The organism is Bradyrhizobium sp. USDA 336 (assembly GCF_044908355.1).
Lineage (GTDB): Bacteria > Pseudomonadota > Alphaproteobacteria > Rhizobiales > Xanthobacteraceae > Bradyrhizobium > Bradyrhizobium yuanmingense.
In genome coordinates, this window is record NZ_JBIYDC010000002.1 from 5,373,066 (window position 1) to 5,397,442 (window position 24,377).

Below are 24,377 nucleotides of genomic sequence, written 5' to 3' on the forward strand. Positions count from 1 at the left end.
TTCACGCGATTGCGCGCACGGGATTGAAGGTGTCCCATCATGTCGGAGCCTGCAGGCCCGGCGATGAAACCCACTGGTTGATTTGAATAGCCACTTCGGCCTGACGAACCTTCTGCAGCAAGTCGTCCCGGTCCTTGCCAGGCCGCAGTCTTTCGGCCTGATCGCGCCCGCGTTGCGCAAATTGGGAAAGCCGTTCTGACAGTGTTAAAATCCGAGGTTGCATAGCGCTGCTCCCTGTCCGGTTGGGCGGGAGCACAATACTCTCAGTCACCGATAGAAGCCGTGGGCCGAGCGGTGATGAAGCGACTAGACGCCCTATTCGGCAGGGAGTCGACCTAATTCGGTTAGGGCGCTTCGAATTGTCAATTCGGTGTACGAAGTAGGTAAAACAGGGCGCTATTTCCCTCGATCTGGGCCGTTTCGCGCGAAGTCTCATGGCCGCTCATCAGCAGGGCGTCGTCTTCCCAAACCTGCCACTCCCACTTCTGCGGGAGAAGAGCGTCCAGCCTCACCTCAAGCATGCGCCTCGCGGGAATTTTGTGGGCCATACAGCGTATATCCGCTCTCAGTCACCGATATATACTACTGGCCTTGCGGTGATGCCGAAACGCTAGCACGGCATATTGTCTGTACAGATGTTGCCGCTTGCGAGCGGCAACAGCACCATAGGGCTAGGGCTATTGCTATCGTCCGCTCCCTTCAAGGGAGTTCATCGCTCTTCGGGTCGTGTTCGCAAGCCGGGAGATGAAAGCCACTCGTCGATGTCGGAGGCATTCTCGGCCTGTCGTGCCTTGCGAAGGAATCGTTCGCGCTCGATGCCGGGATGACCGCTTTTTGCCATCTTGCGACGACGTTGCGCTTCTTCGTTTAGGCGTTGATAAAGCGAGGTAGATTGCTTGAAACGATTTCGTGCCTGCATAGCGCGCTTCCTTATTTGACGGAAGGCGGGAGCGTAAGGCTCTCAGTCACCGATAAATGCCATGGGCCGGGCGGCGATAGCTTTAATATAGATACCCCTCCGCGACCAAAACAGGGGGCGGCGGACAAATAAGCGTTGGAGGCGATCAGCTATGCCCTGTAGATCAACTGTCCCCTAAATGAGAAGAGCGTGTAAGGTTGCTGGTCAATTTTGCTCACGTCGGAAAAGTTAAGAAATCAAAACAGACGGCTGCCTGTTTTTTCAAAACCGGCCATTAGGATCGGAAACAGGCCGGCACCTCCTAGCGCCTCAGGACAGATTGGCAACTCCAGGACTCTCCCGAACTCGACGGTCCGATCCGAGGTCTGTTGTGGGTCACGATCCGACCCGGGAAGGTCAGTTGTGGGCAAGCCTGCGCGCTGCCCACCTGTTTGGATTGAGCGCAGTACGCGTGACGGTCATACCTAATCGCACCAACTGCCACGGCCCTGACATTCGGCTCGTTAGTCATTTCATCGGAGCCAACTAGCTGTTTGCTTGAGCCGAGGGCGCGGGTCCGCCGAGGGTGACTACCACTGAATAGCTATTGCAGCGACGATCAACAGCCCGAAAAAGATCGGCAGCAATACCGGAGGTACGAGCCACTCACGAACATTGAATCTATCGGTATTCGACATTTGGGACCGCCTTTTTAAAACGGCGGGAGCGCAACACTCTCAGTCACCGACAATAGCCAGGGGACGCGCTGATATGAGGAACATGGTGACGCCCCCGCCGAATAACGAGGCCGGTCGCAACTTTATTGTCGTGAGCAGGTTGTAATCCGATTCTAGAGTAGCCATTTACGGGTTAGCGCGGCCGGACCACTTTCAGCTCTTCCCGTTGCGCAAACTTGATCGGATCCAACCGTGATCGAGTTTCCAAACTATAGTCGTTCATATGACCGAACGCGCCATGCCGTGCGTTTTTGGGGATACGATAGCGCGCTAGAGGCATCGTTTTTCATAGAGGAAGACGCGCTGAGGCGACTTGAACCCAACGCTCACCGCAATGAATCGGGTTTCCTGAACGCATTCGATTCCAATCGTGATGCGATATGTGCCGCCGCTGCCAGTGTGTACGTCCGCGGCAGCAGGGGTTCTTACGATCTGGTCGCCGCTAATTTTTGAAATGAAGACTCACGTCTTAATGGACGCGGAGGACTTTGTTTACGGCACGTAGTTCATTACGACTTCCAATCCAGAAATATTTACAAAAGCCAGGGAGAATTGCATGAAATTCCGTCCGCTCCATGACCGCGTCGTGGTCAAGCGCATAGAGGCCGAAGTCAAGACCACTGGTGGCATCATCATTCCGGACACTGCCAAGGAGAAGCCCTCCCAGGGCGAAGTCATCGCCGTCGGCCCCGGTGGCCACGACGAAGCCGGCAAGCTGATCCCGATCGACGTGCAGGTCGGCGATCGCGTGCTGTTCGGCAAGTGGTCGGGAACCGAGGTCACGATCGACGGCCGGGAGCTGTTGATCATGAAGGAGAGCGACATTATGGGCGTTCTCACGGATCTGCCGGCCGCCAAGAAGAAGGTCGCGTAAGCGCCAGCCAGTTTTCCTTACCCTGGGGATTCGGCGTGGCCGGGGGCCTCGAAGATGAGGCCCGCAATTCAAATCTCATCCCTCAAGAGCTCGCCAGTTGCGCGATCTTTGGGATCTGACCAGTTGAAACGGAGATCACTATGCCAGCCAAAGAAGTCAAATTCGGCGTCGATGCCCGCGACCGCATGTTGCGCGGTGTCGAAATTCTCAACAACGCGGTAAAGGTGACGCTCGGTCCTAAGGGCCGCAACGTCGTGCTCGACAAGTCGTTCGGCGCTCCCCGCATCACCAAGGACGGCGTCACCGTCGCCAAGGAAATCGAGCTCGAAGAGAAGTTCGAGAACATGGGCGCGCAGATGGTGCGCGAAGTCGCATCGAAGGCGGCCGACGCAGCGGGCGACGGCACCACCACCGCGACCGTGCTGGCCGCAGCCATCGTGCGCGAAGGCGCCAAGGCGGTTGCCGCGGGCATGAATCCGATGGACCTCAAGCGCGGTATCGACTTGGCAGTGGACTCCGTGGTCGCCGACCTCGTCAAGAACTCCAAGAAGGTCACCTCGAACGACGAGATCGCCCAGGTCGGCACCATCTCGGCCAACGGCGACGCCGAGATCGGCAAGTTCCTCTCCGACGCCATGAAGAAGGTCGGCAACGAGGGCGTCATCACCGTCGAGGAAGCCAAGTCGCTCGAGACCGAGCTCGATGTGGTCGAGGGCATGCAGTTCGACCGCGGCTACATCTCGCCCTACTTCGTCACCAACGCCGACAAGATGCGCGTTGAGATGGACGACGCCTACATCCTCATCAACGAGAAGAAGCTCTCCTCGCTGAACGAGCTGCTGCCACTGCTCGAGGCCGTGGTGCAGACCGGCAAGCCGCTGGTCATCGTCGCCGAGGACGTCGAAGGCGAAGCGCTGGCGACCCTCGTCGTGAACCGCCTGCGCGGCGGCCTGAAGGTCGCGGCCGTCAAGGCTCCGGGCTTCGGCGATCGCCGCAAGGCCATGCTGCAGGACATCGCGATCCTGACCGGCGGCCAGGCGATCTCGGAAGATCTCGGCATCAAGCTCGAGAACGTCACGCTCAACATGCTCGGCCGCGCCAAGAAGGTGATGATCGACAAGGAGAACACCACGATCGTCAACGGCGCCGGCAAGAAGGCCGACATCGAGGCGCGCGTGGCCCAGATCAAGGCGCAGATCGAGGAGACCACCTCGGACTACGACCGTGAGAAGCTCCAGGAGCGTCTTGCCAAGCTCGCGGGCGGCGTCGCGGTGATCCGCGTCGGCGGCGCGACCGAGGTCGAGGTGAAGGAGCGCAAGGATCGCGTTGATGACGCGATGCACGCGACCCGCGCGGCCGTGGAAGAAGGCATCGTTCCGGGCGGCGGCGTCGCCCTGCTCCGTGCCTCCGAACAGCTCAAGGGTCTGCGCACCAAGAACGACGACCAGAAGACCGGCGTCGAGATCGTGCGCAAGGCGCTGTCGGCCCCCGCTCGCCAGATCGCGATCAACGCCGGTGAAGACGGCTCGGTGATCGTCGGCAAGATCCTGGAGAATAAGGCCTACAATTACGGCTTCGACTCCCAGACCGGCGAATATGCCGACCTTGTCAAGAAGGGCATCATCGATCCGACCAAGGTGGTTCGCGTGGCGATCCAGAACGCGGCCTCGGTCGCGGCTCTCTTGATCACCACTGAAGCCATGGTGGCCGAGGTGCCGAAGAGGAACGCAGGCGGCGGCGTGCCTGCAGGTGGCGGCGGCATGGGAGGCATGGGTGGTATGGATTTCTAAGTCAACCCGCTCATGGCCGAACTGCAGACAAGAGAAAGGATGGACCGATTTTCGGGAGGCAGAATGAAGCTCAAAAGGAAGGGCACGTAAGTTGAGACTCGCCTGCGTAGCTCGCAGTCCGGCGAACTCTTCCGAGGAAGCTTTTTATCTCTTGCCGAGGCGCCCAAGCGAAAAGCCCGGCCACGAGGGCCGGGCTGATCTGTAATATATTTCAAGTCAGACAATGCATGGAATAAATCCGGAAGAGACGTCGCAGTCTGGTCCAAAAGGAACACCTGAAACGATATTGCGCCGCCCGCGCTCAACTGCGAAAGGCAAAGGATCTCATGTATCTCCAGGAGCATCGCGGCGCAGATGCTGGCTGGAGGGCCCTGGCGCCAGACTGCAGCGAACGGCGTATCAGGCGATCCGAAGGTGAGCAATTTGGTACAGACGCCGATCACTCGACGTGTCTACCCTCCTTAACGGGTGAAGCACGTACCTCCAAGCAAGGTGAAAATCATGGAAATCTCTAAGGAGACAAAAGCTGCCGTGCGGCCGGCACTGTGGGGAGCCTTGGCCGGAGCAATTGCTCTGGCAATCGTGGGTTTCAGCTGGGGCGGCTGGGTGACAGGTGGGACCGCCGAGACGCTCGCGAAGAATAGTGCTGCGACGGCTGTCGTGGCAGCTCTCACACCGATCTGCGTTGAGAAATTTCGACAAGCCGCCGATGCATCGGCGAATCTGGTCGAAATGAAGAAGGCGACCTATTCATGGGACCAGAGCAAATTTGTCGAAAAAGGCGGTTGGGCCACGATGCCGGGAAGCACTGAGCCAAACTCAGCCGTTGCTAGAGCCTGTGCCGAATCGCTTGGTAGCAACAAAGCTGTGGAACTGCGCGGATAATCAAGCAAGTCCGCGCGGCGGAAATCTGCATAGACGCATCTCGCGCAGTGGAAGGGAGACTTGCAAGCCTGGCCAGACAGTTGTCGCTAGATGGTCAATCCCTAAACTCTCGCATCGACTTTGAACAAACAACTCGAGGAGGCCGAAATCCGTGAAGTCCACGTTGAGTCGAACGCTTCCTCTTGTCATCTCAGTTCCCAAATTGCCGCACGCCACGCGCCTTCCTCCAGGTGAACATCCTTTCAAATTGTGGTAGTGTGATAGCGTGTTAACGGTCCAACGAACGAGAGTCCTGCCTTGGTGAAAGCGGCGAAGGACTTGTTTGAACCCAAAGCCTTCCTTGCGAAGGTCGGGGCCGGAAAATCGATCTTGAAATTTGGCAAAGGGCGGAACGTGTTCGCGCAGGGAGATGTCGCGGACGCGGTATTCTACATTCAAGAGGGAAAGATCAAGCTGACGGTCGTTTCGGACCAAGGCAAGGAAGCCGTCGTCGGGATTCTGGAGCCGGGACAATTCTTTGGCGAGGGCTGTCTCAATGGTCATCCATTGCGTATTGCCACGACTACGGCAATGGAGGCCTGTGTCATAACGAGAATATCGAAGACCGCGATGATTGCAGCGCTCGAAGGCAAGCCAAAGTTCTCTCAATTGTTCATGGCGTATTTGCTCGCGCGCAACAGCCGGATTGAAGAAGACTTGATTGACCAACTCTTCAATTCGAGCGAGAAACGTTTGGCGCGCCTGTTGCTTCTGCTGGCAAATTTCGGCAAGGAATCCAGCTCGCAGCCAATTGGCGTCGATATCAGCCAGGAAACGTTGGCTGAAATGATCGGTGCGACCCGATCACGGGTTAGCTTCTTCATGAACAAGTTCCGTAAGCTCGGCTTCATCAGCTACAATGGAAAGATCGAGGTTCATAGCTCGCTTCTGAACGCGGTTCTGCGCGACAAATCCGAGATAGACCGGAAGGACTGACCGCCACGCCGGCCAAACCGAGCATATGAGCGATCGCCGGTTCAAACGCGTGATATCCGTCCACTTGAATAGCGGATCAGGGCGAACCGGACCCGCCGCCCGTTTGTCCTTGTTGGTCCCAGCGGATGGCGGACCAGGCTCTTTCGTGCAGATAGTAGAGAATCATTTTAGTAACGGCCTCAGCACCGGCGATCGAACCTGCAACCTTGACGCTACCGGTGAAGATGAAGCTCAGTACGAAGGTGTCGATACTACCGGTGATCCTCCAGCTGAGCTTTGACCATGGAGCGAAAATGGGAATCTCGCGTCCGAATGAACATCCGTCCCTCCCGTCCCTCCTGCGCTCGATATGTCGGCCATCCCTGCAAAGGCAAGCTGTAGCTGATGCTGCTTCGGGAGCGGGAAACGAATCGTAAACGCGCTATCCTCCTTGAGGGCCTGGCGATCACGACCGAGTCTTGTCCGGCGATTTTTTCGCGGCATTATCGTGATGCATATCTCAAGTCAGCCTATGAAATGCTGGAGGCAAAACCTCTCGCACGAGCTCACTTAGATCTAAAGCCTCGCCACTTTCTGCAATGTCCGAGAACAGAACCTCGATAAAAGGATGTTGCCGGTTGAACGCAGCTCCTCGCTGGTATTTTGCGCTCACAATCCGTTGGATCGCCGCAATATTGAGCTTGCCGAGCGCATTGTATTGATCGCGGAATAGACTTTGCCGTCCGCCATGGTGCTCGGTAGATTCGGCCCAGACGTCCATCACTTTGCGGCCGACGAACGCCTCGACGCGTTCAGTTCCATCCTGAGCAAAAAGCCGTAGCCCATCCATGCTATGGGGGCTGTCATCGATGCTAAATTGTGTAAGTGACATCACGAATCCTCCTGCTTTCCGCGTTTACTCACATCGGCAGTTCGTCGCGGACTGAGCCTCCCTCGTTCTCCCATCGCGAGAGGGCGGCAGCGCCCGATCTCGCATCGCTAGGCCTGTCCCTTCCTAAAGGCAGCTTGTTGCGGCCGACTTCATTCTTGCGCCTGTGATCCGTCAACAAAACGAAGCCGGCCCGCCAGGTCTTAAATTTGCGGCTTTCCTCAGCGTTGGTCGAACCCTTAACAAGTTCGCCTGACGCGGTTGCTCTTGCGCGATGCTGCTGAGATTTGAACATATGCTGCAGAACCCTTTCGTTCGAAATCTCCGCGCGCTCCGGCCAATCTCGATGGTTGACCGGGGTACACTTGGATATGGGGATCGAAGGGCTGAATAACGACCCCCAGGCATAAATATCCCGAAAAAGTGCGCATCTGTTGTCGTGCGTCCGATCGTTGCCGCTTGGCAAAGAGCCGCCGGGCGGAGCGCAACCATCTTCGACCGCACCCTAGTTGCGGGCGATGGGTCGTACCGCGTTATTGTGTCCCGCCAAACTCGATAGTTGGCATTGAGGAACTGAAAGGGTTGTGTGCCTCCTAAGGTAAAGAGCATGCGCGAAAATTCATCGCGTTTAACAAGAAGATTGCGCACTATCGCCGAATTGCGGCGTTTCCGCTGAAGGCCTTTACGGCCGTTGCAGTCGAGGTCAGAAACCTTGAACAGGAGTTTCTCGGCGCTCGCTCGCTGCTTCTTTCGGCTCAGTCGCGTCGCTCTCGTCACTCCGTTGCACGACGGAATGAACTGGCTGCCAAGGAGTATGTCGCCGCACGGATGACCCGGCGTGCTCGTTCTCTCGAACTTCTCCGGCGCGGCCTAGGAGTCTCAACACTGCCGTGATCGTCACTCCGTATGGCCCCGACGCAGTCGCCGAAGCATTGCAGACAGCACTGGGAATGCCACTAGGAGAACGACTTGAGCGTTGGGCGGCCACGGTGGCGGCACTGCGGTCGATAACATCACTGCGTGGCGAGAGTTTTGTCGAGGCGACAGCCGCTAGCTGGCGGTCCTTTAGAACGGGGCTTCAGTGCAGCAGGTCTCGATATTGTCGTTCTTCAACAAGTTGCCCCCGTCCTTCGGTAAGGTGCTATTTCGAAATCATCTCCGGGGCGGAAATGATCCACGCGCGACGAGTTTACTTGCATCCGCTTCATTGTCGCGCCGAACCAGATAAACCAGGTCGCCCGCAGCATTCTCCGCTTTCGCGTCAACGTAATATGCCTCTTCTGTTGACTCGGCGCGGCGCACCCTGATCGGCGACTTCCCATCCCAAAGCGGTCTGTGTCCAATCATCATTCGCTTCAAATCCTCCTGCAGCCAGTCCTCCTTGCCTAATTCTCTGGCCTGACGACTCGTCGCGGCTCTGAACGCCAGAATCGGCTGACCGTCGATCTCCAGAACGAAGACGGTCTGATGTGACGCCTCGCCTTTAGCTGGCATAATCATCCGAATCACTCCTTTCCCGGCCAGTCGAACCTCCTGGCGAGATGCGGGCCTGTTGTCAGTCGGCACTCGCGCTGCTCGGTACGTTCCCCCTCCCGAAGCGGGGCGCACCGAGGTTCTGATTGCGTTTGCCCCGCGGCTCGCAGACTAAGCATTGTAGTGTGGTCTGTCGTGCAATCAGTCGATAGACGGGGTATATAAGTGCTCTGGCGGCGAGGACGGCTTGTTGTCCAACCAAAGCGCACCTCGATTAAGGCAACGGCCTCGGTGCGAGGGGCATCCGAGGCCGCTAAGCCTTCCGCCGGGCATTGGGGCAAAATGTCGACCGGTCAGTGGGCCTGGCTCTCGGAGATAAATCTTCGATCGCTGAGGACTAAGGATTCCCAAGATCAATCGTTCCATTAATAAGCGAGGCTTGGGTGACAATCGACGATGCATCACCTGACACCGGTGCCGGCGGAGGGCTCGCACGGGTTGATGATGGAGACGATCTCGATTGGCTCAGGCGAGCTGGCAGACGCGCGGCGCACCGACGCAAGCATCCCCCTTGGCTAAGGAGCCGCTCGGTCAGCAGCCGGTCTCGTTATGAAGGATCTCACGAAGGAAACAATGGACGTCGCCGCCGCGCGGCACCTTGCGGGCGGCTTCGACTTCCGTGCCTACACTCCGCATAAGATTGCCCACGAGCTGATGTGCTGGGATCAGATGTTCGAGGACGCCGATTACACGCAGCTTGTTGTGGCTGTGACGAATTGGCAAAGCTGCCGTCGCGACTAGGGAGCTATGGAGCCGATCGGCAGTTTGGTCGAACTATGGCGCGGGTCCCGGACTACCGCTGCATCACCATTGCTCCGACGATCAGTAGCGCAAAAAAGATCGGCAGCAATACGGGAGGTACGAGCCACTCGCGAAGGCTTGCTTTATTGATGTTCGTCATTTCGGACCGCCCTTCAGACGGCGGGAGCGCAACGATCTCTCAGTCACCGATAACAGCCGGGTGGACGCGCGATGATATGGGACACATGGTGACGCTGGACTGAATTAGAAAGGTCAGCAGCAACTTATTTGTCGCTAGCTGCTTGTAATCCGGTCCAGGGTCGCCAGTTACTCGTCGGCCGCCGGATCTCTTCGGAGTGTTTGTCCACCCGGCGAGGTTTTCGCCGCTGAACTTGATCGGACCGGCCGTGTGATTGAATTTCCAAATCATAGTCGATCATATGACAAAACGCGGCGTGCCGTGCATTTTGGGGGATACGACAGCGCGATCGAAGCATCATTCTTCATAGAGGAAGACGCATTGAGACGGCTTCGCCCGGGTTGCCATGATGAACGTGGTTTCCTGGACGTGTTTGATTGCAATCGCGATGTGATATGTGCCGCGGCCGCTAAGGTTTACGTTAGAGGCAGCAGGGGCTCCTATGATCTGGTCGCCGGTTATTTTTCGAAAAGCGCTTGAATCAGCCTTGCCGCGACATCGCGCTCGTCCGATGGTCGATCTAAGGAGGGGAGGCAATGAGCAACTTCAAGGTAAATGTCGCGCGTATCGAAATGATCAAGCCGAACGAACGAGGCGAGGACATTCGTTTGACATTCCATTTCGAAGGCGATGAAACCAGGTTTACGTTGCCCATCTTCTTGAACTCTCGCGAATTCGACGACACTGAGATCGTCAAGGTTGCGCGAAGCAAGTTGCATGACCTTTTCCGGCATCTTTCCAGTCAGTGCGAGGATTGGCAGTTGTCGGACGACGAGCGTCGCGAGCTTGCAAAGATCAACGTGCGGCCAAGTGCCTATCTAAAGTCCACGCTGTCGAAATGAATTATTGCGGCTGCGGCGCCATAAGCGGGGAATAGCGGGACTGCATCCGCACCGTTCAAGCTGCGCATGCGGCTTTTCAAATGGGGCCCGGACTTCACGTGGTGGGTGCTCTAAGACCTGGCGACCGTAGCCAATCGTTGATGTCCGAGGCGGTCTCAGTCAGCTGGGCTTTCCTTTCGACGGCATCGCGCAGAGGGCCGGGCGGAAGAGGGATTTGGTCTGCTTGAAACGCTGGCGCATCATGGTGCGGCTCCTGTCCATTGAGGAAGGCGGGAGCGCGACCGGCGTTCTCAGTCACAGAAAACAGCCAAGGTCCGATCTGTGATGAGGGAGAGTGTGCGCCTCAAAACTGATAGAAGCGAGTCATATTAGCTATTCAGGGTTCGGCTCCTCCGTTCAGATTGCTCCGGACCTCTGTCAAATCGGCTCCGGCACCTCTCGGCTTCTTGGGCAAGCCTGATCCAATCTCCCGCCAGCCGGAGCCACGCTTCCTGGCTGACGGCCTTCTCCGCCTCGTGGCGGCACTCGCCCGCCTTCCCTCTTCTTGGCTCATAGGTCGAAAATGGCCGCAACGTCGCTTGGGCATCACTCCTTCCAAGGCGTCGAAAGGAGAGCCTTAAAGTCAGCTAAGGGTCATTCGCGACGGGTCGGGCCAGCAGCGAGTCCGAGCAATGTCCGTTCTGCCGCTGAAAGCGGAAGTCAATTCAGAGGGGCCATGCTGACGGCCCCCAAGCTGGTCGAACCCGCCCTGGACGAGTTCTACGCCACGCTGAGCAGCGAGCAGAAGGCGCGCTTCAACACGCTGCAACAGGTCGCAAGCCCGTGACGGCAGCGCGCATGGGAGCTAAGGCGCGATGAGATTGGGCTGAATCGTCTTCGCGCTTTAGGTTGTTGACGGTTACTATAGGGCACGTACTCATAAATCGAGCTTGATTGGTGCAGGCTTGCCCGATGTCGGGTATGCACCGGTAGCGATCAAACTCCGCACCGCGGCGAAACGACGCGATGGGCCAATAGGCGACCTGGACCACATCGACAACATGAAAGCGGCCGCCAAGTGAGGCAGCCTTACTCTCCTCGCTTGCTTTCCCGTTCATGGTCATCGAGCATTTCTAACTGGCTCGCGAGACCGCTTAAGCTGTGGGCGATGTTGGTGAGCAGGGCGACTTTCTTTGGGGAAATACCGATGACGCCAGCTTCAATCTTGAGGGCTTTGGCGGCCTTCCGACACTCAATGGCACTCATCATTACAGGCTCCCCGGTCGGTTGTGCACAATCGCCGCCCACGGTTGCGCGGACAAGGTCCGGGAAAAAAACGCCACCCGCTTAATCTGTGTCGCGGGCAGCGGCTTCCCAGCCCCGGGTGGGTTTGCAAAACCCCGGTGCCCAACAGATTGCATATCCGCATCGTGTGATCTGAGCAAAATTGCTCATGCTCTTGCCAACTGAGGCGGCCTTACTGTCGGGTATGGCGCTTCAAAACCGCAACGCGCCGTTCACGCTGCCACACCTCTAAGTCGTGCCCGTCGAGCATCTGGGCGGCCTTGGCCTTGGCCTCCTCGTCGTCAGCGCATTCGAACTCGTGAACCCCGCTGATATGCCCGTCCTCGCTCATGATGTAAGCGCGGTAGTCCATCGTAGTCGTTCCTTTATTGGAACGATTATACCCGGCGCCAAGCGGGTGAAAAGTCAAATTGGGCCACACCCGTTTTCATCTTAGGCCACTACCGTCGGAAACAGGCCAGCGCCCCCCTGAGGGCATGAGAACACTTAAGCAACGCAGAACTGATCAGGAACCGCCGGCCGCACATCAAGAGTCCGTTTAGGGTCAAAATGCGAAGAACTCAACCTGAGCAGAACTTGTCCGCCACCAATAAGCGGACCTCGTGGAGCGACGCCGCCACTTCGCCGAAGGGCCATCAGCAGACGTGTCCGAACGAAACGATACGGTCGAGTGAGCAGTCGCCTACCTGATTGCCAATGAACAGCGGGAAATGCGAGAGAGGGCTTCGGCAGTCGGACGCGCTCGTAGAGCACATGCGTCCTATGCGCGCGGGCCAAGACCCGAAACTGCAAGTCGCGCTTCTCGCTTCATTACCCAGGGGCAAACACCGGTGACAGTCTAAGGTCGCCTCTCGGGCGGCCTTCTGCTCTCAGCGATAGTTACTAGGCATACACCACGCCGGCCGTCGGAGCTGGCAATTGAGGTGCCACTAAGTGAGGTCGAAAGCAACGCTGTAATTTTCGGAGGTGTTACGGAGGCAAATCTGCCGCAGGATCTTAAAAATTCGCGCCGATCGTCTTCTTCTGGGGAGGACATTGCGGCTCCTAAGATTTCTCGAAATAATTATGAGTCGGTTAGAGAGTTACGCAATTCATTCACGAAATGTGTATCGGAGATCGGCGCCTTGCGGGTCAACGGCTGCCAACGGCTGCTCCGGGCAGCCAATCCCGCTCAGCGCTCGCAAGCGGACGGTGCGAGGCCAACAGTGGATGTCCGCCACGGGCCAATAGGCGACTTGATCCAAATGGCCTCGAAAGCCTGCTACCGTCTGGTAACGGCAGTGGTGGGCTACTGTTCACTCCCTTCAGGACTTCAGAAGTCCCGTCTTCTGATCTCGTCCTCGATTTCTTTAAGAGCCTTGAGGATTTCGGGACCATCCATGTCCTCAAGCGCGGCGCGCTTAAGGCGCTCCACGATCGTCAGCTCAGCCTTCGAAGAAGGTCCAGCCCCGCTTTCCATCGCCGTCTCCCTTTCCGTAAGTTCGTGGCTTCAATCGCGTGACCGAGAGCCGAGATGCTCCTGCTTTCGTCCCTGGGGCTAGTGACGGGGCCTGTCCCTGTTCTTCTGGATGGGAGGCGTGCTTGGATTTAGCTTGCTCCGGAAGTGGTTCAGGACGGCATTGATAGCCCAGTCGCTCTTGTTCGCCACTCTCGTTCGAAAGTCGATTATTCTCTTCACGCGATTGCGTGCACGGGATTGAAGGCGTCCCATCATGTCGGAGCCCGCAGACCCGGCGACGAAACCCACTGGTTGATGTGAATAGCCACTTCGGCCTGACGAACTTTCTGCAGCAAGTCGTTCCGGTCCTTGCCAGGCCGCAGTCTTTCGGCCTGATCGCGCCCGCGTTGCGCAAATTGGGAAAGCCGTTCTGAAAGTGTTAAAATCCGAGACTGCATAGTGCTGCTCCCTGTCCGGTTGGGCGGGAGCACAATACTCTCAGTCACCGATAGAAGCCGTGGGCCGAGCGGTGATGAAGCGACTAGACACCCTATTCGGCAGGGAGTCGACTAAATTCGGTTAGGGCGCTTCGGATTGTCAATTCGCTGTACGAAGTAGGTAAAACAGCGCGCTATTTCCCTCGAGCTGGGCCGTTTCGCGCGAAGTCTCATGGCCGCTCATCAGCAGGGCGTCGTCTTCCCAAACCTGCCACTCCCACTTCTGCGGCAGAAGAGCGTCCAGCCTCACCTCAAGCATGCGCCTCGCGGGAATTTTGTGGGCCATACAGCGTATATCCGCTCTCAGTCACCGATATATGCTACTGGCCTTGCGGTGATGCCGAAACGCTAGCACGGCACCAATGACATTGTCTGTATTGATCTTGTCCGCTTTCGAGTGGCAACAGCACCATAGGGGCTCGGGCTATTGCTATCGCCCACTCCCTTCCGGACAGCGCCCAAAACGCCAACTCAGCTACTTCTATCTCTCGAGGCTCGCTTGGCGACAAAGCGGGCCTCTTGTCGCTCTAGCATCGCTCTACATTCCTCTTGGACTGCGAGTCGCTGTTCTGCCAATTGCCGGCTGCGCGCGATCGTCCGGTCAGCGCGATCCAATAGTTCTTGTCTTCTAAAAGGGGTTTGCCCACGGCGATCGCTCCCTGTTAGTAGGCGGGAACAAGCGCGTCTCTCAGCCACCGACGCCTACGGCGGAGCCTCAGCCGTGATGTCGAGTAAACGAACTCCAGAGCCGAAAGCAATGAAACGGCGATGGCAGCGTTTCTTGAGCTGGAACCATCCAGGAAGCTAAAGCGGCCTTTTGGACGAGGGTCGCTTCGCCGGCTTCGTCATCGGAGTAGATCGTAAGATCGGCACATCGGGTTCGTCCACTCCCTTCAAGGAAGTGCAAGTGGAGCCTCAAAGTCAGCTAAGGCTCACGAGCGCCGCTTGGAAGATCGGCCGGTTGCTTCCGGTCTAGCCCGATGAGCCGACAACTCCAGGCGCCGCCTAACTTCGCATTCGGGCCAATAGCAGACCAATCGTTCTGTCCCTTCAGAGTCGCTAGTTCGGCCCCGCTTTGGACTCGTTGTCATCTGGAAAAGTGCGCGATTGCCGCGCGCGTCCTAGTACTTCACCAGCAATCGATTTAACCGTCACCTCATATTGGTAGACACCGGGGTTGCAAGGGCCGAACGTGCGAAGAGCGCCAGCCGGAAGGATGCCATTCTTTGGCAGGCGCACTTCCTGGCCGCCGTATTCGCGATTGGCTTGGGTAAGCTGCACAAGGATTGAAGCTGCTCCTTGCGGAACGTCCTTTAACCGAATTTCTGGATTATCGAAGAGGCTAACACAGGGCCTTGAGCCGAGAAACGAGAAGCTCATTGTCATTCCTGCAATAGCCTGCCGTGTGACCAGCTCGTCCCGGACCTGTTGTCGCGCCGCGGTTTGAGCCGCTGCCGACGTGGCCCAGATCAGGACAAAACCCGTAACTGAAATTGCTCTCATTGGCTTCGATAGCACAGCCCGAGAGACGAGTCTGTTCTATTCCCGATCGGTCGCTCCCTCGGGGGCGCCCCGTCGTCTGATCTCGTCCTCGATTCCTTCAAGCAAGTTGAGGATCGTGGGACCGTCCACGTTCTCAAGCGCGTCGCGCTCATAGCGCTCGACGATCGTCAGCTCAGCCTCCGAAAAAGCTCCGGCCCCGTTTGCATCACCGTCTCAGACAAGCAGGCAGACGAGATCGACTGATCACGGTCTCATCACCGATAAATGCCCAGGGCCTTGCGGTGACAGGGTTTTTGTAACGCCTATGGCGGTACCGAATCTGAGCAAATTCGACCATCTCGCCAGAACGCGAATTGGGACGGCCTAGCACTCATCCTTGTCGCTGTGATGAAGATTAAAAGTTTTGTCGTACTTGTCGCGGGCTTCGGTACCAACGCTGTATCGGCCGGGCCACCATGAATGTGGCGGATTGTAGTTGTCGTTCTCAGCGTCTGCCTTGGCTTTCTCGCCTAGCTTCTCGGGCGTCCAAAGCGACATTGATTTGTCTTTACCCCACATCTTGCTCCTCACTGACCCCATCCTCGACGATGACTTTGCTGCGGCCGATGGCGCCAGCAGCAATTTGAAACGAAGTGCCTATCGCCCAACAGCATGCCACCATAACGCTGAATCCATCCCGCATGATGTAGTCAAAGACAATGATGCCAACGGAGAGAAACACCGCATTCGCGGCAAAGAAAGTTCCGGCCCCGCTAGCTATCGCCGCCGCGTCGGTGCCAAAGCTCCATTCTCCCGATCTGGTGGATTCTACTGTCTGCGCAAGACGGCTAGGCAGATCGATGCCCACGTAGAAGCCAAAGCCTCCGTAAAGCATCATCAACAAAACGATCCATTCGTTTCGAAAAAAATCATTTTCCATGCGCATCATTCCTACCGCCACGTACAGACCGCCCGCGGCCCCAACCAAGGCGAGTCCAATTCTTTCGAGAATGTGCGCCAATTCGATCAGCACGGAGCGGCCGAGCCACGTGGTAGTGGCGACGCGGGCGTACTTCGTCAACTTTCTCTCCCCAAACGACAAAGCGCTAAGAACAACTGCAATGCTCGTTTTCATGATATTCTCCTTTCTTGTTTTCCAATTGCTCGCCCAACGCAACGCAGGCGCCACCCGAGCGCATCGTGATGCGATTTGAATATCAATGTTCAGGATGACGTGTGCCTACCGACGGCACTGGGCTGCCATTTGGCGGAAGCGGCGACTTCGGTGCATCGCCGTTTTTGGGGCAGCTCTCTCGGACAAGCAATCCGCTCGGCCGAGCCAACAAGCTACGCCGTTTCCGTTCGATCACCTAATGAATAACTTCCGCATCGGGGGCCGTTCATCGCGATACCCACCGAGGTCGTATTCTAACTTCAAGACGTCAGTTTGCGCCAACCTCTCGCCGATCAGGGTGATCTTCAGGCGGAAGGCTCTGAATGGAGACCCTGCTTCGTCGTGCAGTGCGACCCGGCCGTTGAGCTCTGCGTGATGAACTGCCTGAGGTCGGCATGATGCTCACGAGCCCAACAGCATACGCCTTGGAGAGCCAGAGCCGATTGGAATCAGTAATGGGCCCTGCCAGTTCACGACTGGGTTCGGTCGATGACCAAAATAAAAAAGAAAGAGATAGCTATTCGAGAACGAAGAGTGCACTGTTGCGAGGTGCCGATTGTAACGCTGGCGCGGAGTTTTACTCCAGCGCGACGAAGCGTAGAAAAAGAAAAATAGCTTCAGCGCTCTCCACTCACTGTGGAGGCCAATTGAGATTTCAATCGGAACGCATTCGCCCGAAGAGCTGAATGGCGTCGCTTGCACCCGGCGACATCGCCCCTGTGCTAGTGGTTACGGCGGCACCTCGCGGCCAATCTGCGAGAATGATCATGGTGATGACCCGATCGCGAAGCGAAATGGTAGTGTTCAAGCACCCATTTCGGATCGCAAGCGCTGAACGACTATTACCGGCCGGCTCATATGAGGTTATTACCGAAGAAGAGTCGACGGAAGGCTCGTCATTTCCGTCTTTTCGGCCCGTCGCCACCATGATGAAGGTGCCTGCGCCGCCACCCCGTGGCGCTTCAGTCGAGATGGTGACGATCAGTTCGGTCGATCTTTCGGATGCCCGGGAGCCGATGCGATGGCGTGAAGCGCCTGTCGACCTCGGCAAGCATCGCGATAGCGCCGCGCCGAACACGGACTTTCGCCCAACGCCGGCGGAGATTGGACCCAGTGCCGAGGTGTTGCTCGGTCGGCTTCTGCACCTCGAACGTGAGTTGCTCGCGACACCCGCGAAGCCAACGACGAGCGTGCTTCCGGAGCTAAAAATGCCCGGCCGCGACCTACGAATCGATGCTTGCCGCGGCATCGCGCTCTGGTGCATCTTTCTGAACCATATTCCCAACAACATCGGAAGCTGGCTGACGTTGCGGAATTACGGCTTCAGCGATAGCGCGGAAGTGTTCATGTTCGCCTCGGGCGTGACCTGCGCGATCGCCTACGGTAAGGCGCACGAGCGGGGTGGATGGATGGGCGTGCTCGGCCGTACACTGCAACGTAGCTGGGACATTTACGCCGCTTTTCTGCTGCTCATTCTTGCTTGCGCCGTGGTGGTTTACCTCGCAGGCGGCGGCCGGCTTGCCGACGAGACCAATACGCGTATTCTCTTGGAACATCCGGGAGCGACGCTCGCGCAAGCGGCAATCCTGCAATACCGTCCTGTTAACACCGACGTCTTGCCTCTCTTCGTAATTTTCCATCTTTTGTTCGCGCCATTGCTGTGGCTGATGCTCCGAGTGCCGAACGTGGCGCTCGGCGCCTCGCTCTTGCTTTATGCGTCGGTGCATCTTTTCGGCTGGACCGTTCCGGGCGTGGCCGAACAACGCTTGGTTCTTCAATCCGCTCGCTTGGCAGTTGCTGGTTGTGCTTGGTGCGTGGTGTGTCACGGAAGGCAAGAAGTTCTGGCCGCGGTTGAGTTCACCCTTGGCGCTTGGACTTGCCGTTCTCTATCTGGCTTTCAGCCTGACTATCGCATTGGGTTGGAGCATCAGACCACCGGAGGTGCTTGTCCCACAGATCCTGACGAAGTTGCCTTACCTGGCGGGCAAATCGGACCTCGATCCTTTGCGATTGCTGCATTTTATTGCCCTTGCGATCTTGGTGGTATGGCTCGTGCCTCGCAATTGGCGAGGGCTGTCGACGCCGGCGATGCGCGGGGCGATCCGCTGCGGCGAGAACCCCTTGGCAATCTATTGCCTCGGCGTTCTGCTCGCGCTTGCCGGCCACATAGCGCTGGTCAAAATCTCAGATGAGCTTGCAATGCAGATCGCACTCAGTTTCGTCGGCATCCTGGTGATGATTGCGGCTGCAACCCTGCTCAGCTCGATCAGGACCAAACCCAGGCAGCGACAACCGCTCATGACATCCGATTTCATTGCAGAGGATGCACGCCATAACGCGTCTCCGGTCAGGCCATCAAACCGCTGATGTCGCGCCAGATGGTTCACGGGCGGACGATGCAACGGACTCGGCGGCGCGTCCGCTTTCTCACCAGCACCTGACGGCATTCGGATATGAGATGTTATGGAAGAAGCAAGCCAACGGCTGACCGGAGCTTCGAGCGAGTGCGATCAACTAGGCCTATCTGCCAGACAGGGTTAGCTAAGGCCGACGTTCATATGTCAATGCCGCACCACGTCTCATTTCAGTCACTGTCCAGAGGGTTACGGCAATTTCTTCTTAAGGACGAATCTTCAGTTTGCTTTGGCCGACATTAGCCCTGTCTGCCAGATAGGGCTAAGTTCGAGACAGGCTCCAGGAGAAATGGCAGTCCGTTCCCACCAACTCTCATCATGATGCATCGTTAGCATCTTCGTCTTCCCAACTTAATCCGTCGAAGAGTGGCAGTTGATCTGGCGGGGGAGTCACTATCCGACTGCGGCTTGCAGGCGTGAAACCGAACTCCGATGCGATGCGCATCATGATTTCCGCCTGTCGATTTGCGATTGCTAGGTACGGCGACTGTATCGGATATCCTGTCGGTGATTTGACCATCGTACCGAACTTTTGGATTTGCTCCATCGCTTCTGCCCACATTGCATAGGCCCCGCAGTAGGTAGCTAGGGCGCCGCGGTCGAGGTGGGTTATGAGGCCAAGCTTTGAAAGCTCGCCGGTCAGCCGCGCCCATTCCCGCCTGGCAACCGAATTCAGTTGCGGTGGGCACTCAGGTAGCGCGGGTTCAGGCCGCGGCTCGTGCACATTGAGGGGGCGTTTCCCCGGATTACCCGTCAAAGCCTTGATCCTCGTTGGTTTTGGACGACGGCCACGCATATCCGTTCTCGATCACGCCATGGGATCACGAGCGCCGTCCGGCGATAGCGTCTCCTGCTCTATCGCTTCAAAGAACGCGCCATCTCGTTCGCGAATTGCCTTCTCACCGGTGAAGGCCTGCCATCGACGGATCGCAACGTCGACGAACAATGGATCGATCTCGGTTGCCAAGCAGATGCGCCCGCAAGATTGCGCCGCGATCAGTGTCGTTCCGCTTCCAAGGAAAGGTTCATAGATAGCCTGCCCCGGACTGGAGTTGTTCAGCATCGGCCGGCGCATGCATTCAACTGGCTTTTGGGTCGAACGCTTGGTTTCGGCATCTTGCCCGCCGCTACTGATGTTCCAGACCGTCGTTTGCTTGCGATCGCCGGTCCAGTTGCCCTTCTTCCGGACCGCATACCAGCAGGGCTCGTGCTGCCAGTGATAGTCGCCCTGGCTCATGACCAAGCGGTCCTTGGCCCAGATGATCTGCGCGCGGATCGAAAAGCCGCTCTTGATAAGGCTTTCGGCTACAATGGAGGAGCGTAAAGCACCATGCCAGACGTAAGCGATTTCGCCTGGATATAGAGCCCAGGTGGGCTCCCAATCGGCAATCTCATCGTTTTGAATTTTTCCGGTCCGCTTGGAATTGTTGACGCCACGGCGATGGCGCCATTCCGGATCGTACTCAACGCCGTAGGGCGGATCGGTGACCATCAATTGAGGCAACACTCCGGCCAGCAATGAACGAACGAGAGCTGCATCTCGACTATCGCCGCACGCAACTCGATGGGGACCGAGCTGCCAAATGTCGCCTGGTCGGGAGACTGCGGCCTCGACGATCGAAGGCGTATCATTCTCGTCCGTTAATCCGCCCTCGACCCGTGAAAGCGCGACCGCCAACTCCTTCTTGCTGAAGCCAATAGAAGCGAGATCGGCACCCAAGCCGGACAGATCCGCCAATTCAAGGCTCAGCATCTTGCTGTCCCAATCGGAATTAAGCGCAATCCGGTTGTCGGCAAGCACCAACTGGCGGCGTTGCACCTCCGTCAATCCTCGGAGGACCACGACCGGCGCCTCCGTCAGACCGAGCTTGCGAGCAGCGGCAAGCCGGCCGTGACCCGCAATGATATCTGCGTCTTCGCTGACGAGGATCGGATTCGAAAAGCCGAAGGCGCGAATGCTCCCGGCGATCTCGGCGATCTGAGCCTGACTATGTGTGCGTGCATTGCGCGCGTACGGGATCAGCCGATCAAGCGGCCAGTATTCAATTTGAAGTCGCGCGTTCGCTTCTTCTAGGTGCGTCGCTTGGGTCATGTCTCGGCCTTTGCATATCGCGGTATCATCCGACACCCCTCCCCCCTAGGGAATTACGCGACATTTTTTCGAAACCAGCGCCATTGAATTGATTCATCTTTTTCCGCTCAGCTGCGCGTGACCATCCCGAGCCGAGCAGGGGAAAATAATGGTCGGTTTTGCCTTCTGCTTGCGACGTTGAGGCCGAACACGATGGGCGACATAAACACGAGTGCGGAATTGTGCTGCGCCTTCAAAGTGTTGCCAGTGGTCGCCGCATGCCTCGATGCTTGACATGGTGGAGCGCCCGAAATGCATCGCTCTACGGCTCCGAAAATTTGCCTGCGCGGGAAAAAAATCCCTGCGTGAGAGAGGCGCCGGTCCGCACCGAAAGCCTTCCGGGACTTTCGACCCGCCCCCCCACCCGATGCTCCCTCTCCACCGATCATCTTAGACATCCACATTCGTCAACGGCTTGCGCCGATCCAGTTGAACCAAAAGGAATTCAACTCCGCGGCCCCGCTGTCTCAGCTCGACTTCTGTAGTTGCGCGACTGAGATCGCTATCGATGGCCTCGATCACGCCTGCAAAGACGTCGGGCGCAGAAGCCAGTTGTTTCGTGAGGGCTTCATTCCATCGGCGTTCAGCCGCGGTGCGTGCAATGTCGCCGTAAGATCGTTTCCCGTGAAACCGCTCTTGTGCGTTTGAATACTGGCGGCCACTTTCGCTTTGCTTGGAGAGCCTCTTTACTGCTGTCTCCCCTATTGCAGACGCGGCTTGTTGGCTTTGCCTCTGCTGCGACGCAGAGGTTAAGTCGGATTGGTTATTGGAATAGGTTTGGGTGGCGCTGCCGCCGCCACCAATGTGACATATCGGCCCCTGCAAAGGTGACAACTCTGACGCGGCCAACCGAAATTGCTTCGCACGTTTCCGTCTTTCGGCCCAACCATTTTCGCACGCACGAAAGCGGGCCCATATCGGCTGGTAGCTATTGCGATGAAACTTTCCACCGTGCCGGTCGATACGGAAGTATCCAGATCTTTCGAGAGACCTTGTCGCGCGAATGGCTGTACGCCGATTGATCCCGAGTAGCGTGGCGATACTGTTGAGAGCTGGGTCGCATTGGCCAGTGTCTCGATTGTAATGATCGAGGAGCGTGGCAGCTACGCGCTTCTCTGTAACGGACAAATCTTCGGTGAGGCTTATTGCTTTGAAAGCAATGAGGACATCCGATTTATTTGGTCGCATATTGCCTCCGAGGAGATGGGTTTAAGCTCTGATCTTGAGCACCAAGTCACCGACCATCCGCCAAAAGCAAGTCTCAGATTTCGGGCGCGTATCTAGTCGCAAACAAACGTGAGCCGAGCGAGAATCCCGAGATATCTCGAAGACCAATCGACCGCTCTCATCGCGAATCAGCGTGCCGACGTGACCGTGTTCACTTCGATCCAAGCGAGAAGATCGCGTCGCCGGTATCGAATGGCTCGCCCGACGCGAACAAAAGCCGGTCCCGCGCCTCGGCAACGCCAGGCCTGGAGGGTCCTGATAGAGATCCTTAGAAAGTCAGCAGCTTGCACCTCGGCAATCAGGGCATCGGGATCAATGGGGCTCTGAGCGGCTTGCATCGGTATCATCCACTACCGGTTTCGATAGCGACGAAACTGACTGCAATTGCAGTTCGGAAATAGATGCCACGATTTATCGGTGCGAGGATTTAGAACTGCGGGGATTTGATAGGGCGTCCTGGCCGGGACCACGCCTCTGCCGGAGCGTGAATGATCGCCTCTTCCCAAATTCGGTCGAACATGCGGCTGGTGAGTGAGCCCTTCCACCGGTCGAGAGCTTGCTTTCGATACACATCTTTTGGAGCCAGCCGCTGATTAGGGCTCCGACGCATCTCCTCGACAAGCCATTTTCTGCAAGCATCTCTGCTGGTCGTCTTGGACACGGGCGCAACGGGCCTGGGTGTGGTCACCACTGCGGAAGGGCTCACTAACTGGTGTGACACCTCGCCCGAGATGCCGGAGTCGATGACTGTGGGAGCTAGGTAAATAGCCCGCCACCGCACGAAGCGTGCCTTGCTCCGGTGTACAGGATCGGAGCCGTCATTCCACTGCACAAGATCTCCGGCTTTGGCGTCGAGCAGGAAATCGTGATGTGACCAAATGGTTGGCAATATCTCCTGGTTGTCGCCTCTAACCGGATCACCCCGGGCACGCAATTTTCCACTTTGAAGCAGCTTGAGCAGTGTACCGAAACGAAATCGCAGCACCTGCCGAAATTTTCTGACCTCGTCCGGAGTGCCCCGGCTCATCAACCGGGCCAATTTACTCTCACTCCACTCATAAGGATCGTTCTCGTCCAAAATCCCGTCGTTCACGGGCCATTCGGCGGCGCCGCGGGGCTGCCAGCTACCTTCGAGAACACGCACGGTGTCGGGATCAGCTTGAATGGCCCTGATACTGAGTTGCCGGACTTCGGGGTCGTTCAGGACATACTTCTGAAAGGTGTCCCTCAATGAACTGCCGCTGATAAGCGCACAAACGTCTGGTGAATGCAGAAGTGGGAAAATGAGTAGCTTCGAAAGCCGCCTTTCGTCTTCAGGCCAGCCGCATGCAAAATCGGAGCTCGACATTTTGGTCAAACGACCGGTTTCGCAGCAGGTGTACGCAACCAGCTTCCCGGACGCCAACAGCGAAGCTATTTCCGGGCGCCCATTGATCGAATTTGCCACTCTCCTGATCGCTTCATCGAGCGTCCATCCGTGACTCTGCAGGTTCGTGTGTTCCATTTGCTGGCCGAATCATCTTGTCAATTTTCGCACTTTTGGCACTTCGTTGCCGGGCGGGCCGCCGCTTTTGCACAATGTAAGTGGCACGACGGATCTCCACTATTTGCGCCTGAGCACGTTTGTCGTCGGCAAGCGATCCTTGCGCTAGATTTTAGGATATCTGCCGAACAGGTTGGTCACCAACATGACCAGCAAAACCCAAGACTACATCGTAGAAATTGCCCAGGTGCTCGCAACCGCCCTCCTGCGACTCGAAGGGCGGAAGTCCAGTCGAAAAACCGCCGATTGCGGAGAAAGTTTGCTTCACTTCTCGCCCGACCAGAGCAGTGGTGTGCCTCCGTACTCGCTCGAGGCTCCCCATGACTGATCCGGTTCTCGCCCAATTGGCCGCCCTCAAGAATGCCTCTGCGCAAGTTCTTAAGGCAAAATGGCGCACATTGTTCGACACGGAGCCACCAGCCTACAACCGCCGGTTCCTGGAGAGCCGGCTGGCCTATCGCATCCAGGAATTGGCCTATGGCGGCCTAAGCCGGGAAACCACCGAGCGGCTCAAGGCCATGGCCAAGCAATATACCGACCAAAAGCCGGCCGACCGAAAGGCCCGACCACTGTTGCGGCCCGTCGCCGGGACGAAGCTGATCCGCGAATGGGAAGGCGTAGAGCACTGCGTCACGGTTCGTCACGACGACTTTGAATATCTCGGCCGCCCCTACAAGTCCCTGTCCTCCGTCGCCCGCCAGATCACCGGCACCAAATGGAATGGCTGGGTCTTCTTCGGCCTCAAAAACTCGATCGGCAAATGACCGCTCGCAAGCTGCAAAAGCCCCGCACCAATCTTTTCGCAAACTCGCTCGAGAGCGCAGCGTCCCGCCGGCCCGCAGCCC

General features: G+C 57.3%; 25 protein-coding genes and 1 pseudogene. 12 read left to right on the forward strand and 14 right to left on the reverse strand.

The features are described 5' to 3' along the window. Positions 1-709: 709 nt before the first annotated feature. A complete protein-coding gene (locus ABIA45_RS26220) occupies positions 710-919 on the reverse strand; it encodes a hypothetical protein (protein WP_404654305.1) in 210 nt (69 codons plus the stop codon). 908 nt (positions 920-1,827) lie between these two features. Between ABIA45_RS26220 and ABIA45_RS26225 the strand changes: the two genes are divergently transcribed. The 5 genes from ABIA45_RS26225 to ABIA45_RS26245 all read left to right on the forward strand — a co-directional run bounded on the left by ABIA45_RS26225 (position 1,828) and on the right by ABIA45_RS26245 (position 6,159). Next, entirely contained in the window at positions 1,828-2,088 is a 261-nt protein-coding gene (locus ABIA45_RS26225) for a DUF1488 domain-containing protein (protein WP_404654306.1), read from the forward strand. Between the two features lie 103 nt (positions 2,089-2,191). Continuing rightward, a complete protein-coding gene (groES, locus tag ABIA45_RS26230) occupies positions 2,192-2,509 on the forward strand; it encodes a co-chaperone GroES (RefSeq protein ID WP_404654308.1) in 318 nt (105 codons plus the stop codon). 140 nt (positions 2,510-2,649) lie between these two features. Next, positions 2,650-4,299, forward strand: coding sequence for a chaperonin GroEL (gene groL, locus ABIA45_RS26235; protein ID WP_404654309.1), 1,650 nt, complete (start codon positions 2,650-2,652; stop codon positions 4,297-4,299). A gap of 501 nt (positions 4,300-4,800) precedes the next feature. Next, on the forward strand, positions 4,801-5,184 hold the full coding sequence (locus tag ABIA45_RS26240; RefSeq protein WP_404654310.1) for a hypothetical protein: 384 nt from the start codon (positions 4,801-4,803) through the stop codon (positions 5,182-5,184). 297 nt (positions 5,185-5,481) lie between these two features. Beyond that, a complete protein-coding gene (locus ABIA45_RS26245) occupies positions 5,482-6,159 on the forward strand; it encodes a Crp/Fnr family transcriptional regulator (RefSeq protein WP_404654312.1) in 678 nt (225 codons plus the stop codon). Between the two features lie 76 nt (positions 6,160-6,235). On the opposite strand, the gene ABIA45_RS26250 is transcribed toward ABIA45_RS26245, so the two are convergent. The 3 genes from ABIA45_RS26250 to ABIA45_RS26260 form a co-directional block, all read right to left on the reverse strand. Further along, entirely contained in the window at positions 6,236-6,508 is a 273-nt protein-coding gene (locus tag ABIA45_RS26250) for a DUF2061 domain-containing protein (RefSeq protein WP_404655749.1), read from the reverse strand. 150 nt (positions 6,509-6,658) lie between these two features. After that, positions 6,659-7,030, reverse strand: a complete 372-nt coding sequence (locus tag ABIA45_RS26255; RefSeq protein ID WP_404654313.1) for a signal transduction histidine kinase — start codon at positions 7,028-7,030, stop codon at positions 6,659-6,661. Positions 7,031-8,179: 1,149 nt separating this feature from the next. Next, complete coding sequence (locus ABIA45_RS26260) at positions 8,180-8,527, reverse strand: hypothetical protein (protein ID WP_404654314.1); 348 nt, start codon at positions 8,525-8,527, stop codon at positions 8,180-8,182. Between the two features lie 606 nt (positions 8,528-9,133). Here ABIA45_RS26260 and ABIA45_RS26265 point away from each other — a divergent pair. The 4 genes from ABIA45_RS26265 to ABIA45_RS26280 all read left to right on the forward strand — a co-directional run bounded on the left by ABIA45_RS26265 (position 9,134) and on the right by ABIA45_RS26280 (position 11,168). After that, complete coding sequence (locus ABIA45_RS26265; RefSeq protein WP_246741222.1) at positions 9,134-9,301, forward strand: hypothetical protein; 168 nt, start codon at positions 9,134-9,136, stop codon at positions 9,299-9,301. Between the two features lie 409 nt (positions 9,302-9,710). Further along, complete coding sequence (locus ABIA45_RS26270; protein ID WP_404654315.1) at positions 9,711-9,980, forward strand: DUF1488 family protein; 270 nt, start codon at positions 9,711-9,713, stop codon at positions 9,978-9,980. Positions 9,981-10,036: 56 nt separating this feature from the next. Beyond that, entirely contained in the window at positions 10,037-10,342 is a 306-nt protein-coding gene (locus tag ABIA45_RS26275) for a hypothetical protein (RefSeq protein ID WP_370129134.1), read from the forward strand. A 562-nt stretch (positions 10,343-10,904) separates the two neighbouring features. Then, positions 10,905-11,168 (forward strand): Spy/CpxP family protein refolding chaperone, encoded by a 264-nt coding sequence (locus ABIA45_RS26280; protein ID WP_404654316.1) that lies wholly within the window; start codon positions 10,905-10,907, stop codon positions 11,166-11,168. Between the two features lie 242 nt (positions 11,169-11,410). On the opposite strand, the gene ABIA45_RS26285 is transcribed toward ABIA45_RS26280, so the two are convergent. The 5 genes from ABIA45_RS26285 to ABIA45_RS26305 all read right to left on the reverse strand — a co-directional run bounded on the left by ABIA45_RS26285 (position 11,411) and on the right by ABIA45_RS26305 (position 16,178). After that, positions 11,411-11,590 (reverse strand): hypothetical protein, encoded by a 180-nt coding sequence (locus ABIA45_RS26285; RefSeq protein WP_370129130.1) that lies wholly within the window; start codon positions 11,588-11,590, stop codon positions 11,411-11,413. A gap of 208 nt (positions 11,591-11,798) precedes the next feature. Next, positions 11,799-11,978 carry a hypothetical protein gene (locus ABIA45_RS26290; protein WP_166812838.1) on the reverse strand — a complete coding sequence of 60 codons (180 nt, stop codon included), beginning with the start codon at positions 11,976-11,978 and terminating at the stop codon, positions 11,799-11,801. A 960-nt stretch (positions 11,979-12,938) separates the two neighbouring features. Further along, positions 12,939-13,085 (reverse strand): hypothetical protein, encoded by a 147-nt coding sequence (locus tag ABIA45_RS26295; RefSeq protein ID WP_370129126.1) that lies wholly within the window; start codon positions 13,083-13,085, stop codon positions 12,939-12,941. A 1,535-nt stretch (positions 13,086-14,620) separates the two neighbouring features. Then, complete coding sequence (locus tag ABIA45_RS26300) at positions 14,621-14,941, reverse strand: hypothetical protein (protein WP_157785244.1); 321 nt, start codon at positions 14,939-14,941, stop codon at positions 14,621-14,623. Between the two features lie 670 nt (positions 14,942-15,611). Further along, positions 15,612-16,178: a hypothetical protein gene (locus ABIA45_RS26305; protein ID WP_404654319.1), complete on the reverse strand. Its 567-nt coding sequence runs from the start codon at positions 16,176-16,178 to the stop codon at positions 15,612-15,614. A gap of 1,247 nt (positions 16,179-17,425) precedes the next feature. On the opposite strand from ABIA45_RS26305, the pseudogene opgC (ABIA45_RS26310) reads away from it, so the two are divergent. Both opgC (ABIA45_RS26310) and opgC (ABIA45_RS26315) read left to right on the forward strand, forming a co-directional pair. Beyond that, positions 17,426-17,899 (forward strand): annotated as a pseudogene (gene opgC / locus ABIA45_RS26310) (OpgC domain-containing protein); the annotation flags it as partial. 31 nt (positions 17,900-17,930) lie between these two features. After that, a complete protein-coding gene (opgC, locus tag ABIA45_RS26315) occupies positions 17,931-18,584 on the forward strand; it encodes an OpgC domain-containing protein (protein ID WP_404655750.1) in 654 nt (217 codons plus the stop codon). A 363-nt stretch (positions 18,585-18,947) separates the two neighbouring features. Here the strand turns inward: opgC (ABIA45_RS26315) and ABIA45_RS26320 are convergent, their stop codons facing one another. The 5 genes from ABIA45_RS26320 to ABIA45_RS26340 form a co-directional block, all read right to left on the reverse strand. After that, positions 18,948-19,427: a phage terminase small subunit P27 family gene (locus ABIA45_RS26320; protein WP_404654321.1), complete on the reverse strand. Its 480-nt coding sequence runs from the start codon at positions 19,425-19,427 to the stop codon at positions 18,948-18,950. A 12-nt stretch (positions 19,428-19,439) separates the two neighbouring features. Next, positions 19,440-20,723 carry a site-specific DNA-methyltransferase gene (locus tag ABIA45_RS26325; RefSeq protein ID WP_404654323.1) on the reverse strand — a complete coding sequence of 428 codons (1,284 nt, stop codon included), beginning with the start codon at positions 20,721-20,723 and terminating at the stop codon, positions 19,440-19,442. A 429-nt stretch (positions 20,724-21,152) separates the two neighbouring features. After that, positions 21,153-21,950, reverse strand: a complete 798-nt coding sequence (locus ABIA45_RS26330; RefSeq protein ID WP_404654325.1) for a helix-turn-helix domain-containing protein — start codon at positions 21,948-21,950, stop codon at positions 21,153-21,155. A gap of 167 nt (positions 21,951-22,117) precedes the next feature. After that, positions 22,118-22,336, reverse strand: coding sequence for a helix-turn-helix domain-containing protein (locus ABIA45_RS26335; RefSeq protein ID WP_346770951.1), 219 nt, complete (start codon positions 22,334-22,336; stop codon positions 22,118-22,120). 80 nt (positions 22,337-22,416) lie between these two features. Further along, positions 22,417-23,493, reverse strand: coding sequence for a hypothetical protein (locus ABIA45_RS26340; RefSeq protein WP_404654326.1), 1,077 nt, complete (start codon positions 23,491-23,493; stop codon positions 22,417-22,419). A 359-nt stretch (positions 23,494-23,852) separates the two neighbouring features. On the opposite strand from ABIA45_RS26340, the gene ABIA45_RS26345 reads away from it, so the two are divergent. Beyond that, complete coding sequence (locus ABIA45_RS26345) at positions 23,853-24,296, forward strand: DUF2924 domain-containing protein (protein ID WP_404654328.1); 444 nt, start codon at positions 23,853-23,855, stop codon at positions 24,294-24,296. The last annotated feature ends 81 nt before the right edge of the window (positions 24,297-24,377 follow it).